Here is a 14,729-nt window from a genome sequence, read left to right as displayed (position 1 = left end):
TTTTGCCGAATATTATATGACATCGGCGAACCAACTTTCCGCGCGCTTAAAGAACCAATAGCTGAACGGCAGTATTACCAAAATCAAAATTAATCCGGGATAAATTACATTTAAATCGGGCTCGGTTGCCCTAATTAAAACACTTTGAAATCCATCTATAATGCCCACTAAAGGATTAAGTGTGTATAAAAAATACAGATCATTGGACCACGCGCCCGCTGCTTGTTCTATAACTAATTTCTTTTGCACCAAGCTCAACGGATATATGACTGGGGAACCATACATCAATAAAGATAATGCTATTGGTATTGCTTGAGCTATATCGCGGTAGTATACATTCATCGCTGCGCCAAAGAAGCTGATTGTTAAGGCGACTATCATGGTGTACAGCACGAAAACAGGTATCCAGGCCGCATGCAAAGTGGGCATCACATGATAATAAATCATCATGACAGCCAAAATCGCAAAACTGATAACTAATTCCACCAGTTTGGTAACCATCGCGGTTAACGGAAAAACTTCGCGCGGGAAATATATTTTCTTGATCAAATTGGCATTAGAAGTGACGCTATTGACTCCTTCAGAAACCGATTCCTGAAAAAATACCCAAGGTATTAGTGCCGCAAACGTAATAAGCGGATAAGGTAACCCACCGGTTTCTATGCCCACAAAACCTTTAACCAACGTAAAGACCAGCATTAGCATAATAGGCTTTAATACAGCCCATAAAATTCCGAGGTATGCTTGTTTATAGCGGATAACGATGTTTTTCCAGGTGAGTGCGGCTATCAGCTCTCTGTAGGTGTATAAATTTTTCGCGATTCGTAACATGGGTATTTATTTTAACTGAATAATCCAATCGGTAGCGGTTAAGCTTTTAATTAGAGATGGGGATTATTTGAAATTCTTCATGCGTTTAAGCAAGATTTTTGAGTTGGGGTTGTGTTCCAAACCTTTTTCTAAAATGCTTTTAGCTTCTGCTTTCATATTTTTTCTTTGATACAAACTACTCAAGGCGGCGTAAGGAAAAGAGTTGTTTTTATCAAGCGAAATACTCTTTAAGTTGGCCGCAATTGCTTCATCGATTTCTCCCATGAATTGGTAGGCTTGACCGACATCGTAAAATATTTTTGGCATTAACTTAAAAGTAGGCGAGGCGTGATCCGGTACGTATAGAAGATCTCCTACTGCCATGCGGTATTTAGACTGTTTTTCAGCTTCGTCATGGGTTCTGAACGCTAAATTCATGGTGTGTAAGCCTGCGCAATAGTGGTGGATATGAATAAAGTCGTCTCCGAGCTTTCGGTTCCAGCTTTGGTAGTCAGGCGATTTTTGATCGGATGCGCGCGCCTTGCAGTACGGTGGCAGGAATGCATAATCGGCGTCGGTTTTCGGGTAGTCGGCTGCCGCATTCCGGATACAGGCAATAAATAGCAATGTAAGTAATCTGATTTTTTTCTCGCGCATGAATTTGCTTGAATGCTGTTTTATAAATACTTTTGATAGATGGTTTGTATCGCTTCTGTGTGCTGCCGGACGTCGAAAGTTGCTAATGCTTTGGTCCGGGCATTACTGGCTAACAGATTCATCAACTCGCTGGATCGGTAAAACTTAAGGATAGAGGCTGCCAAACTCTCCGCGTCACCGCTGTTAAACAGCAGTCCGGTTTGATTGTCTTCAACCATTTCAGCGCCACCGCCATGGTTTGGTACGATTAAAGGCCGGCCTAACGCCATCGCTTCGATGACGACCGTGCCCAACGGTTCGGGGCTAGTGGATGCTGAGACCACAATATCCAGAGCTTTATAGGCTTCTATCATGTCACTGACGTGGCCGATAAAGTTGACGGTATCCGACAATGATTCCCGTCTCACACGTTCTCTAAGCTCTTGTTCGTAAGGGATGCAATCGTCTGGCGTTCCACCTACAATCAGCATTTTTAAACGGGGTATTTTGTCTTGCAGTATTTTAGCCGCATCAATAAATAGTTGCTGCCCTTTCCAAGGAATAAGTAAACCTACTAAACCTACGATAAACACATTTTCCGGTAAATCGAATCGTTGCCTAAATAACGAGCCGCTTGCTTGGTTGTTCAGCTTATCCAAAGCGATGCCATCATAGACCACGCTAATTTTCTCGTCAGGCACGGCTAATTTTTCACGCATGCTGTCGGCAACCCAATGGGAGACGGACACAAAATGATCGGGTAGGGAATAAGCCCAACGCGCCGAATGCGGTCCGTCAGGGTTACCACGGACGTGGCAAATACTGGGGATGCGCAAAATCTTGGATACCAATAGTGCTGCTCTGTTACAAAGTGGCTCGTTGTTGGCATGTATTAGGTCGGCTTTGAACCGCCATGCAGTCCAAAGCAAGTGGAGAAAAAACGGTAAAAAATTAAATAAGTCGTCGCTTCTGGCTATTAGCTGATTAACGCAAAACCTAAGTAGTGGGACTTTGTTTAACCATTGTGCCGATTCGGCTTTTGTACGCCACGCCACGATGTCTATATGACGGTCCGGGATGTGTTTCCATAAGGCTTCATCGGCAATCTCCTGATATTGCGGACCGTTGCGTCCTGTAATTACAAGAGGTAGAAAGCGGCCCCGATCAAGATTTCTGACTAAATGCCTCAAACAGATAATGGCGCCACCATAACCAATTCCGTTCTCGACATAGATAATTCTTTTTGGGAGGTTATTGGTCGGCATGGAATCAGAATTTGGCAACATCAGCGTAGAAAGCGTTAGGGAATATTCTCATATACTCAGGATTTTGCGAATTTTTGTTTAGTGACACGTAACGCATTAATTAAGCTGGCTGGCAAGATGCTGACGATCAGATAGAGTAGATTGTTAAGTGTCAAATTTTGGGAAAGGCCTCTTTTAAATGCCTCTCTGGCTTTGGCATTATTGCCGCCGCTAAAATACCAGTAGCCAAGCGTCCATTGCGCTTCCGCCACTAAACTATTTGGCGAAACGCCTTGGGCAATTAGCTGGGGTGAGGCAAAGTTCCGAATAGACTCCGTGACCTTGGTCAAGTCAACTAACATACGTTCGCTGGCTTGGGTGGCATTGTCGCCGTGCTGACGGCGCAACATCAAAATGTCGGGAAGGCAGGTTACTGGGTGAAACGTGGCAATTTTTGCCCACAATTCCAAGTCCTCGCCATAGCGAATCTCGGTATTGAACATGCCTGCTTCAAGCAAGGTTTGGCGCTTCACCAAAACGGTACCCGTCGGTATAAAGTTTTTCTTCATTAGAGCGGCAAGGGCGTTGGGAACTGGCTTTCCGGCCAGATGTTGGAAATTTTCCAGCATTTGATGTTTGGCTAACACCGATTGGGTTAGCAGTTGGTCGTCGTTGTCGATTTCCGTCATATCGCCGGCAATCAGGTGGAGTTCCGGATTACGTTGCAGTGCTTGGATTTGCTTGGTGGTTTTGTCCACTGTCCATTGATCATCGGCATCCAGGAATGCAATCCAGTCACCGCTAGCCAATTCTATGCCTTTATTGCGCGCGGCGGACGGGCCTTGATTGGCTTGTTTGTGATAAATGACGGCATTGGCAAACTCCTCAACGACTTGTTCGGTGTTGTCCGTTGAGCCATCATCCACCACGATGATTTCGTCAACTTTGCTGGTTTGCGCCTGAATGCTGTTGATGGCGGCACGAATGAATTTCGCGCTGTTATACGCTGGAATGACGGCGCTGATTTTCATTTTGGGCTAATCAAAAATTTTCGATACTTTAGAATTATTATGAACTGGTTTTGCAAATCAACCACGCCGGTACAATTAATCCGGTGCAATAACCGATCAGCGCTAATTTTCTATGTCTATAGTATAGACGGTATAGAAATGCACCGGTTTTACGGTAAGTAGCCGCTAACCTAATTGTTGGCCATTGACGCTGATTGAAACGATTAACGATATTGTCGGTTTTATTTTGCAAGAATTCGCCAAGTTCTGGGGACGCCAAGAAGCGAACGTTAGGCAAATTCGCCCTGATTTGCCCTAAAAGATGGTCTAATCCACCTATAGCCTGTTGGCATTCGTCCTCTGATCGCGTGTAATTGTAGCGATGCGTGGAAATACTCACAGGCAGGGCTTGGCGATAAGCAATTTCAGCTTCGGCAAATGCGCTAGCCGGTGTGTTTTTGCCGTCAACTGGTTCGTACATTACGTTACGAACCAGGTACAGTTGTGCCAAACGATTGGTATTGCCGACCCGAATCAGCGGAGGATCCTGAAAATAATGTCCGGTTTCATCGCGCCCGGTACAGCGGTAGCCGGCAGTTTGAATGGCGATGATATTTTGCTGTTGCCAACTTTGTTCAATCTCATCGTTCCATAAATAGCACGGGGCGACCGTGCTGAGGCTGGGATAGCCGAACATGCTGGTAAAACATTGCATGGCATTGGCGACCAGTGAATTGGCATCCTTAGCGTTAATGGCTTTGGTCGGTAAATTGCTTCCATCTACATAATGGCCTTGTAGCGGCGAATCCAGTTTTTCCCAGTCCCACCAATCCTTGCTTGCACGGGCGGTTGCGAGGCGGGGGTCTTGCTGCCGGCATAATTCGGCGAAAGCCTTGCCGTTTAGATGTTCCATTCCATGTAGTTGCGGCACTAAAGTGTCTTGCTGTATGCCTTGTTGTAGGGCTTCAAAAATGGCCGGGAAGTCTTTGTCCAGCATGCGTCTGTGGTACTGGCCCGTGGATTCGATCTTTGCTAAATCCGGAACCGCCAAGACCATATCGGCGGTAAGTATCGCAGAGCGGTTCACAGAGTCTTTGTGTTGAGCCAGCATGGAGAGAAGCTGTGTTAAACGTGCTGCGTGGAAGTCGCCACCTGGACCCCAGTCGTCGCTTTCGATTAAAACCGGCGTATCGGCAAAATAGGGCTCACGCCAGGTAGCGATAAATAGGGTTTTTTTCCACAGCCATAAGGCCGTAAGGCAGGCCAGCCAGAAACCTAAAAAAAACAGAACTGCCATAGATTTTGTTTAATAATTAAAAAGCCTGAATATTCGGTCTACTACCGCACCGAACTTTCATCGTAGCAGAGATTCGCGAACTAGCTGAAAACTACAGTACAAACTTTAAATGTGGTCGATATATCAGCTGGCTTATGATAGCAGCGATAAATAGCAATTCGCTAAACTTTGGAATGAGTCTAGGCTCTGTAGCATACAGACGACGCGGGCGTTCGTAGTTGAGTAACCATAACAAAACTCTAAATAGCAGAGGAAATAGAATGTTAAAAGCTTTAGGACTGCCTGATCACTGGCGTAAACCGCTGCTGGGCATCGTGTTGGTTACACTGGTTTCAGTAGCGGCTTTTTTTGAGACTTGGGCAGCAATTGTCGCTATTTGGTCTCGATCCGACACATTCACGCACGGTTTTTTAGTGGCTCCGGTTAGTCTTTGGTTGATTTGGTCGCGCCGGGAGCACTATCGAGATTTACGGCCGGCTTTCAGTAGATTAGGTTTGTTGTTTATCGTCGTCAGCGGATTTGGCTGGTTAATTGCCGATTTGGTGCATGTTGCGGTGATTCAGCAATGGGCAGTGGTTGGTGTTTTGGTCGGTGGTTTTTGGGCCACGCTTGGTAGTCATGTCATCTCGCAAATGTTATTTCCGATAGTATTTTTATTTTTGATGGTGCCATTCGGGGAAGCGTTTATTCCGCCTTTAATGGAATACACTGCCACCTTTGTTGTTACGCTGATAAGGCTAACGGGAATGAGTGTCTACAGGGAAGGCTTGTTTTTTACGCTAACCTCGGGTAATTGGTCGGTGGTAGAGGGATGCAGTGGTTTACGTTATTTGATTTCATCGCTAACACTTGGTTCGGTATATGCGTATCTAAATTACAGCAGTTACAAGAAGCGGACCATCTTCATTACGCTCTCCTTCTTGGTCCCGATTTTAGCTAACGGTCTGCGCGCCTATTTGATTGTGATGATTGGCCATTTCAGTGACATGAAACTGGCTGCGGGAGTGGATCACATCGTTTACGGCTGGGTGTTTTTTGGGATTGTCATGTTTGGATTGTTTTATTTTGGCTCTTTTTGGCACGATAAGGATGCAGGGGCGGCCGCCGCATCAACCCCAGATTTGGCGTTTGACTCCAATCTTGCTGATTCTGCAACGGTTTACAAACATTATTGGCCGGCCTTAACGATAACCGCTTTATGCGTTTTCATTTGGCCCTTTATGTCACAAGGCTTATCCGCACTACAGGCCGCTCACATTGATGTACCCGAGTGCTTTAGCCGGCCGACTTTGCCTGATTGGCAGCCGGTTGCAGCGCCAGATTGGGGATGGGAGCCTAGTTTTAAGGGCGTGGTGGCGGATGCCAAGGTTTATTTGAGCGATGGTCAAACGATAGTCGGTATGTATTTTGCCAATTTTGGCGATGAAACCCAAGGCGGTGAACTGGTCAATTCGCAAAATTATCTGGTCCCGCAAAAACATCCGGTATGGCGGATGCTGCATGACGACGTCATTGCGATGCAGTGGGCAGCCGATAAAAACGGCGATATTGAAGAAGCGGTGCTAAACAGTACGCATCGGAGTTTGTTGGTTGAGCGTTGGTACCGGGTTGGCGACAAAAGTACTGCCAATGCCTATCTGGCTAAATGGTGGCAATTGCTGAAACGATTGTCAGGTGACGCATCCGCTGAGTTGCTTGTCGTGTTGTATACCGAAACCCCGGATGGCGATTACGATTTGGCCCGGCAAAAATTGAAACAGCTCGCGGTAGCCTGTTGTCGTTAAAAGGCTGCGCCGAGTTTATTGTGACAATTCAATGAAAACGAAGGGGCAAATTTTCGGCTTAAATGGCCTAATCCAAGGCTTGACCCCAACAGTCATCTAAATGTTAGACTAGCCCAACCCATTTTCATTCAGCCCGTAAGGAAAACGACATTATGATCCCGGTAGTATTATCAGGTGGTTCAGGAACTCGGCTATGGCCTTTGTCTCGTGGTCAGTATCCTAAGCAATTTTTACCCTTGGTGTCCGGCAACACCATGCTTCAGGAAACCATTTTAAGGCTTGATGGCGTTGCCGGCTTACAAGCGCCAATTGCGGTTTGTAATGAAGATCATCGGTTTATGCTCGCAGAGCAAATGCGGGAAATCGGAATCAAACCTGCTGCTATTATTTTGGAGCCTGTCGGGAAAAATACCGCACCGGCCGTAGCGATGGCTGCATTGAGTGCACGCTCCGAAGACGATGTATTGTTGATTTTGCCGGCTGACCATGTGGTCGGTAATCGCGCCGCTTTTCATCGCGCGGTGGTTCAAGCCGAACTGTTGGCGAAACAGGATCTTTTGGTGACGTTTGGAATCGTCGCGACCGAGCCGGAAACCGGCTATGGCTACATCAAGCGCGGCGATACCCGCTATGGTGAAGCTTATAAAGTTGCCGCATTTGTTGAAAAGCCCGATTTGCAAACCGCGCAGCGCTATCTGGAAACTGGCGAATATTTCTGGAACAGCGGTATGTTTGCTTTTAAAGCCGGTTGTTTTTTGCGTGAGTTAGAAAAATACAATCCGGAAATGCTGGAGGTTTGCAGGGAAGCCTTGCGGGCGGCAAAACCCGATTTGGATTTTGTGCGTTTGGATAAGCAGATTTTTTCGACGTGCCCATCCGATTCCATCGACTACGCCGTGATGGAAAAAACCGATAAGGCGGTGGTGATCCCGTTGGATGCGGAATGGAACGATGTCGGTTCCTGGTCCGCACTTTGGGATGTAACCGATAAAGACGCGGCCGGCAATGCCATCAAAGGCGATGTGTTGACGGTAGATACGTGCAATTCCTATATTCACTCGGCCAACAAATTGGTAGCGGTGATCGGTGTGGATAATTTGGTGGTGGTCGAAACTGACGATGCGGTCATGATTGCCGCGAAGGATAGAGTGCAAGACGTCAAGGAAGTAGTCGATCAACTGAAAAAATTGAAACGCAGTGAAGCCAGCGTGCATCGGAAGGTTTACAGACCATGGGGGCATTACGATTTAGTCGATGCCGGTGAGCGCCATCAAACCAAGCGTATAGTCGTGAAGCCTGGTGCGAAACTATCGGTACAAAAGCATCATCACCGCGCAGAGCATTGGGTGGTCGTCAAAGGTACTGCCTGGGTGGATAAAAACGGTGAGAAAATTTTAGTCACCGAGAACGAATCGATTTATATCCCTTTGGGCGTTATTCACAGCCTGGAGAACCCGGGAGTGATTCCGTTGGAAATGGTGGAAGTCCAATCCGGCAGCTATCTCGGCGAAGACGATATCGTCCGTTACGAAGATCAATACGGCCGTATTTAACTCGGAATTGTCTGCTTATCGCGGCGCCAAGATGCGCTTTTTGACGACTGCATCTCGTGTAAAGCATCTGCCAAACGGCATTACTCGGCCATTGTGAACAGATGATTTGCATGATTCTATCGTTCGATGTGTCACCAAAATTAAGTGTTTTTGTCTAAATTTACTGAAGTTCGCCGTTCAACGAAGAGCGGCGAAGGATTTTTTGTCAGCGTTTTGGTTTAAAGTTAGCCGTTTTATACCCGCCGAATAAAAAATTTGGTGCTTGCTTTATTCCGGAGTTGCTCTTGTCGCTACAAACAATCAACGATTTGTTGAAAAAACATAAGCTTGTCGAAGGCATGCTGAACAATCAGCCTATGCCGCGCCGTAAGCTGATCACTGCTTTGGTACAAAAGCAGCACATGGTGGAACTGCGTAGTCTGTTGGCCCGGCTGACTGCTATCGAAATAGGTCAAATTCTGCACGCTCTGGACCTAGAGGATGCGAACTTGGTCTGGCAGCAGGTCGAGGAAGCCAGACAGGACGATGTGCTTTGGGAATTGTCCGATACCTTGCGCGAGGAATTGGTCGGCGACCGAGAACCGCATTGTGGCGTGGGACAAATGAGCGCATTCGAGTTGGTCGAAGGTCGCCTCGCTAAGGTCGCTATCACCTGCCGCCACGATTTGTATGCCATCAAGCCGATCTGGATCGATTTGTTGGCGCCAAGCAAGGCGCAGCGGCTGCTTATCGGGCAACATTATGGCCTGGAGTTGCCGGACCCCCTGGATTTGACCGATTTGGAAGCCAGCGCCCGGTTCTACGTCGAGGATCAGCACGAAATTCATATACATTCGGATTTTTTACTGGATCGTGAAGGCAAGTCGCGCAGTGTACCGGTCGCCTTCATATTGCGCGGAGATATGCTGTTTTCGGTACGTAGTGAAGAATTGCCCGTATTTCGTTTACAGCGTTTACGCGCACGCACGCAGCCGGGCTTTGTCTCGGATTGCAAGGATATGTTGCTGGATTTATACGGTGCCGAAGCCGAGTATTCCGCGGATGCGCTGGAGAATATTTACGAACAGTTGGAAATTGTCAGCAAAAAAGTATTAAGCCAGGATATTAGCGACGAAGAAGCCGCGGATATTTTGACCGATATTGCCGAAGAGGAGGATTTAAATGGTCGAATCCGCCGGAATATGCTGGATACTCAGCGCGCCGTGTCGTTTTTGATTCGCCGCAAACTGCTGAATACCACGCAGTTGGAAGATGCGCAGCAAATTTTGCGCGATATAGAATCACTTAATAGCCATACAGCGTTTTTGTTCGACAAGATCAACTTCCTGATGGATGCAACGGTCGGTTTTATCAATATTAATCAAAATAAAGTGATTAAAATTTTCTCGGTGGCTTCGGTGGCAATGTTGCCGCCCACCTTGATTGCCAGTATTTACGGTATGAACTTTGAGAATATGCCGGAATTGCAGTGGATACTTGGCTATCCTTTTGCACTCGGATTGATGACTGTCTCGGTATTGTTGCCGTTTATTTTCTTTAAAAGGAAGGGTTGGTTGAGATGAGCGATTGGCATACTTCTGGCCCATTTAAAGCTCAAATGCAGCCTGCGACAATATGCCACATTTGAATTTGAAATTTTCGCCACTATCATTAACCTAGCTTTTTCGTTCGGTTTGATAGTTAAAAGTTGCGTTATATTTCTTCCTATTGCTTCTAAGGCGGTTATTAAAAATAACTGCCTTTTTTTTGCCTAAAATAAATTTTGGTCAGCGTTTGGGATTGAATTTAATCAACTTGATAGCGTTTTCATCACGCTTAATTATTTCAATGATATGTCCATGCAACTTCACACTGGTACCCGGTTCCGGAATAGTTTCCATATATTCGATTACCAAGCCATTCAAGGTTTTTGGGCCTTCGGTCGGCAAATCCCAGTGGGTGATCCGATTCAGTTCGCGGATGGTTACGCCGGCATCCACCAGATAGCTGCCGTCTTTTTGCATTTTTATATCGGGTTCTTCCGAAACCAATTCACCGACGATCTCTTGCAATAAGTCGTCGAGCGTCACTAATCCCTGCACGTCTCCGTATTCATCTACCACCAGGCCAATACGTAATTTCTCGGCCTTAAAGATTTGCATCTGTTTATGAATCGAAGTGCTCGCCGGAATGAAGAAAGGCTTGGACAGGCTATTAGTGATATTGTGTTTATCAAAATCAGGGTCACTAATTTGCGCCAAAATCGTACGTAAATGTAGAAAACCTATCACTCGGTCTATATTTTTTTTGTATACCGGTAGGCGAGTATGCGGGCTATTTTGTAGCTGCTTGATAATCTCTTCTACCGATTCTTCCAGATCGATACCGACAATTTCATTGCGATGGGTCATGATGTCGGTAACGCTGGCGGATTCCAGATCTAAAATACTCAGCAGCATATTTTGATAGCGCGTCGGCAAATGATTGGCGTCCGACACGATGCTTTTTAACTCGTCTTTATTAAGCGATTCGATAGACGCATTACTCGTGCTTTTAATACCGAACGGCCACAATAACAGGCTGGATATAGAGTTAATCATCCATACTAATGGATAAAAAATCTTTAATAATGGAATGTAAATCCAGGAGGACAGTAACGCCAGTAACTCAGGTTTGAGTGCTCCCAAGGTTTTTGGGGTTACTTCTGAAAATACCAGCATGCCGAAAGTCAGCAGGCCGATAGCCGGGGCTATAGCGTTGTCTCCGCTAACACGGATGGCTATTAAGGTTGTTAATGACGATGCCAGGATATTGACAAAGTTGTTGCCCAGCAGAATAAGGCCTAGCAAACGTTCCGGCCTTTTCAGGAGTTGATGGGCTTTAATAGCGCCCTTATGATTTTTCTTCACCAAATGCTGCAACCGATAACGATTCAGAGTCATCAAGGCGGTTTCAGATCCGGAAAAAAAAGCTGAAATGATAAGTAGGGCTGCCAGTATACCGAGCAGTACACTCAAGGATATGTCGTTCAAGGCAACAGGGCTCTTGGCTGTTAAACATTAAGCTAGTTTCTATGTTGTGGAAAATTTGTCAAGCTGCAAAATTGCAGGGCTGATTAGTCAATCGATGTAAACAACATGAACTAAACTATGCAATAGCTTGAAATGGGGTCATTTTGACAATAATCGGATTCGATGCTTAACTTAAAATCAGCAACACCCTTCCGCCTTAAAACAACGTAGTTTGCAGAGAATATACGCATGGCTTTGCCAGAAATTTTGCTCATTGATGACAACACCCACCGCAGTCAGCAAGTGGAAGGGATACTCCAGTTTTTGGAATATCGGGTGGAGACGGTTGCCAGTAGCGATTTCGAAGCGGTGCTCAGAGAGCACGGTGATTTCGATGCGGTATTTGTCGGCTGCGGCGGAGACAAGCAAGCCAACTTGATCAAAACGGTCACCGAAAGTGTCGGCGATATGCCGGTGGTTTTGCTGGTGGACGCGGGTGGGCCGCAAGTGGTTAGTGCCATTCAACAAATGGTCAGCAAAATCTTGGAGTGGCCGACTGTTTACCCGCAGTTGATTCAATTGTTGGATAGCTTGCCGCAGCCCGTTCAATCCACTAAGAAGTCTCTACCGGATAAAGGCTTGGCAGGTAAAAGTAAGGCCATTCAAAAAACCCGCGCTCAAATCGATCAAGTCGCCAAATCCGACGCCACGGTGCTTATTCTCGGCGAATCCGGCACAGGTAAGGAAGTCGTGGCGCAAGCGCTACATCGTGCCTCTGCGCGGCGAGACAGGCCATTCGTGCCGGTCAATTGCGGCGCTATTCCCGGTGAACTCCTGGAAAGCGAATTGTTCGGTCACGAGAAGGGCGCATTTACCGGCGCGTTGACTTCGCGGCAAGGTCGTTTCGAAATGGCGGAAGGCGGTACGCTGTTTTTGGATGAAATCGGTGATATGCCGATGCCGATGCAGGTTAAGTTGTTAAGAGTATTGCAGGAACGCACCTTCGAGCGCGTCGGTAGTAATAAAACCATCCATTGCGATGTGCGGATTATTGCCGCGACGCATCGCCACCTGGAACAAGAAATCGCCGAAAAGCGCTTTCGCGAGGATTTATTTTACCGTCTGAATGTGTTTCCGATCGAAGTGCCTGCCTTGCGGGAAAGAGCGGAAGATATACCTTATTTAATCAACGATTTGGTTGCCCGCATGGAAGCCGCCAATAGGGGAACCGTCAGTTTATTGCCCCGCGCAATTGCCACCTTGATGCAGCATAGTTGGCCCGGTAACGTCCGAGAGCTGTCAAATTTGATCGAGCGTTTGGCTATCATTAGCCCGGATGCTAGTGTCGATGTCGGCGATTTACCGGAAAAATTTCAGGCTTATGAAGTGCCGGAAGGCGTGCAGATATCAATGCCCGAGCAAGACATTCACATCGTGCGGCCGGCCGAGCGGGAAGCGCTGGCGATGCCGACCCCTGGCGCTGTCACGGCAGTACATTTACCGGAGCAAGGTATCGATCTTAAGGAGTACCTGACCGATCTTGAGAACGAATTGATCCGTCAAGCGTTGGAGGAATGTAATGGCGTTGTCGCCCATGCCGCCAAACTGCTGAACATGCGCAGAACTACGCTCGTGGAAAAGCTGCGCAAAACCGATGCGGCTTAGACCGGTTTTTACTTCCCAATGAATACACTCCATGCTGAATCGTTGCCAGCTGTTCTGATACCGGAAATTGCAGCCAATATTGCCGGTATCCGCGAATTGCGCCGCGATATACACGCCCACCCGGAGTTGTGCTTCGAGGAAGTGCGTACCGCCGAGCTGGTCGCGGCAAAGTTGATTGAATGGGGGATTCCTATTCATCGCGGCTTGGGTAAAACCGGTGTAGTCGGGATCATCAAAGCAGGGAGTTCCGACAAGGCTATCGGCTTGCGTGCCGATATGGACGCCTTGCCGATGCATGAACAAAACAGCTTTGCGCATGCCTCGCGGCACCCAGGCAAAATGCACGGCTGCGGGCATGACGGCCATACCGCTATGCTGTTGGCTGCGGCGCAATATTTGGCAACCCAGCGTGATTTTGACGGGACTGTCTATCTGATATTCCAACCTGCGGAAGAGGGCGGTGGCGGCGCCGATGAGATGATCAAGGACGGCCTGTTCGAATTGTTTCCGATGCAGGCGGTTTACGGCATGCATAATTGGCCTGAATTGCCGGCCGGACAATTTGCCGTCAGTCCCGGACCGGTGATGGCATCCTTGAATACCTTTCGCATCGTCATCCGCGGCAAGGGCTGTCATGCGGCATTGCCGCACTTGGGATTGGACCCGGTGCCGGTGGCGGCGCAAATGATTATGGCGTTTCAAACCATCCTGACCCGCAGCGCCAATCCCTTGGATAGCGGTTTGATTTCAGTAACTATGGTGCACGCCGGCGAGGCGACCAACATCATCGCCGATACCTGCGTACTGGCCGGTACGGTACGGACATTTTCCAATCAACTACTGGATTTGATTGAAACTCGCATGCGGGAAATTGCCCGGCATATTTGTTTGGCACATGGGATGGAATGTGATTTTGAATTTAAACGTAGTTATCCGCCGACTGTTAATCATCGTGAGGCAGTCGAAACGTCCCGTAGCGTAATGACCTCTATTGTTGGCGACCGGCATGTTTTGGAGCAAAAAGCCACGATGGGCGCAGAAGATTTTGCGTTTATGCTGCAAAAGTTACCCGGCAGCTACTGCTTCATCGGCAACGGCTCGGGCGATCATCGTAGTATTGGCCATAGCGCCGGTCCTTGTACCCTGCATAACACCAGTTACGATTTTAACGATGATATTTTGCCGCTGGGAGCAACCTATTGGGTGAGATTGGTGGAAGCCTGTCTGCCAGCCGAATAATGGCTGCCAAACGAGCTGAAAATGCCATTTCTGTGACAACTCTGGCAGTTTTTGCGACAAAATTGCCATGTCAGTACGCAGTTTTCCATATATAGCTCATGGAAAAAGAAAGTATTAACCCAGGGAAAGAGTCAGTCTAGATTGCTTTTGAATTACAGACAGCAGGCCTTTTGGGGTACTTGGACGGTTTCCCGTTTGCGTTCAGATTATTGAAGAGTAATCGGAGATGATTTGGCTTGGATTATGCTGCTTGGTTGTTGGGTTTAACCAGCAAATTAGGTGGATGTCATGAAAACCTCAAGCAACGAAATCACACAACTCAGCAACACACGCACTTTGTTCGTTGAAACGCTGAGTCAGCAATTTATCGCGCTAACGGGCTGCGGCGTTTATGTGTATCTCAACCCAGTCGATATCAACGGTTTATTCAACCAATACTTAAGCGATACGCTATCGATTAATACTTTCGCCAGACAGTGTGTGAAAAACGTATTGGAATAA

12 protein-coding genes are annotated in these 14,729 nt (G+C 47.3%); 6 read left to right on the top strand and 6 right to left on the bottom strand.

The genetic code is table 11. The features are described from left to right. Nucleotides 1-12: 12 nt before the first annotated feature. The 5 genes from ACR64Q_RS12430 to ACR64Q_RS12410 all read right to left on the bottom strand — a co-directional run bounded on the left by ACR64Q_RS12430 (nucleotide 13) and on the right by ACR64Q_RS12410 (nucleotide 4,997). Entirely contained in the window at nucleotides 13-831 is an 819-nt protein-coding gene (locus tag ACR64Q_RS12430) for an ABC transporter permease (RefSeq protein ID WP_026601151.1), read from the bottom strand. A 63-nt stretch (nucleotides 832-894) separates the two neighbouring features. Continuing rightward, complete coding sequence (locus ACR64Q_RS12425) at nucleotides 895-1,467, bottom strand: tetratricopeptide repeat protein (protein ID WP_026601150.1); 573 nt, start codon at nucleotides 1,465-1,467, stop codon at nucleotides 895-897. A gap of 20 nt (nucleotides 1,468-1,487) precedes the next feature. Then, nucleotides 1,488-2,711, bottom strand: a complete 1,224-nt coding sequence (locus ACR64Q_RS12420; RefSeq protein WP_036275621.1) for a glycosyltransferase family 4 protein — start codon at nucleotides 2,709-2,711, stop codon at nucleotides 1,488-1,490. Nucleotides 2,712-2,767: 56 nt separating this feature from the next. Further along, complete coding sequence (locus ACR64Q_RS12415) at nucleotides 2,768-3,721, bottom strand: glycosyltransferase family 2 protein (protein WP_026601148.1); 954 nt, start codon at nucleotides 3,719-3,721, stop codon at nucleotides 2,768-2,770. Between the two features lie 37 nt (nucleotides 3,722-3,758). Next, nucleotides 3,759-4,997, bottom strand: a complete 1,239-nt coding sequence (locus ACR64Q_RS12410) for a hypothetical protein (RefSeq protein WP_026601147.1) — start codon at nucleotides 4,995-4,997, stop codon at nucleotides 3,759-3,761. A 260-nt stretch (nucleotides 4,998-5,257) separates the two neighbouring features. Here ACR64Q_RS12410 and xrtA point away from each other — a divergent pair, with 260 nt between their 5' ends. The 3 genes from xrtA (at nucleotide 5,258) to corA (ending at nucleotide 9,896) form a co-directional block, all read left to right on the top strand. Next, nucleotides 5,258-6,781, top strand: a complete 1,524-nt coding sequence (xrtA, locus tag ACR64Q_RS12405) for an exosortase A (RefSeq protein WP_313735015.1) — start codon at nucleotides 5,258-5,260, stop codon at nucleotides 6,779-6,781. 152 nt (nucleotides 6,782-6,933) lie between these two features. Beyond that, complete coding sequence (locus ACR64Q_RS12400) at nucleotides 6,934-8,334, top strand: mannose-1-phosphate guanylyltransferase/mannose-6-phosphate isomerase (RefSeq protein WP_197026931.1); 1,401 nt, start codon at nucleotides 6,934-6,936, stop codon at nucleotides 8,332-8,334. Between the two features lie 284 nt (nucleotides 8,335-8,618). Continuing rightward, nucleotides 8,619-9,896, top strand: a complete 1,278-nt coding sequence (gene corA / locus ACR64Q_RS12395) for a magnesium/cobalt transporter CorA (protein WP_026601144.1) — start codon at nucleotides 8,619-8,621, stop codon at nucleotides 9,894-9,896. 204 nt (nucleotides 9,897-10,100) lie between these two features. Here the strand turns inward: corA and ACR64Q_RS12390 are convergent, their stop codons facing one another. Continuing rightward, nucleotides 10,101-11,345: an HlyC/CorC family transporter gene (locus tag ACR64Q_RS12390; protein WP_026601143.1), complete on the bottom strand. Its 1,245-nt coding sequence runs from the start codon at nucleotides 11,343-11,345 to the stop codon at nucleotides 10,101-10,103. A gap of 228 nt (nucleotides 11,346-11,573) precedes the next feature. On the opposite strand from ACR64Q_RS12390, the gene ACR64Q_RS12385 reads away from it, so the two are divergent. The 3 genes from ACR64Q_RS12385 (at nucleotide 11,574) to ACR64Q_RS12375 (ending at nucleotide 14,729) form a co-directional block, all read left to right on the top strand. Beyond that, nucleotides 11,574-12,989: a sigma-54 dependent transcriptional regulator gene (locus ACR64Q_RS12385; protein ID WP_026601142.1), complete on the top strand. Its 1,416-nt coding sequence runs from the start codon at nucleotides 11,574-11,576 to the stop codon at nucleotides 12,987-12,989. A gap of 18 nt (nucleotides 12,990-13,007) precedes the next feature. Continuing rightward, entirely contained in the window at nucleotides 13,008-14,228 is a 1,221-nt protein-coding gene (locus tag ACR64Q_RS12380; RefSeq protein ID WP_313735013.1) for a M20 aminoacylase family protein, read from the top strand. A gap of 288 nt (nucleotides 14,229-14,516) precedes the next feature. Continuing rightward, nucleotides 14,517-14,729 carry a hypothetical protein gene (locus ACR64Q_RS12375; protein ID WP_026601140.1) on the top strand — a complete coding sequence of 71 codons (213 nt, stop codon included), beginning with the start codon at nucleotides 14,517-14,519 and terminating at the stop codon, nucleotides 14,727-14,729.

It is taken from the genome of Methylomonas sp. 2F7 (genome assembly GCF_057126975.1).
Note: the sequence above shows the minus strand (reverse complement) of the source record. Positions and strands in the feature narration are given on the sequence as shown.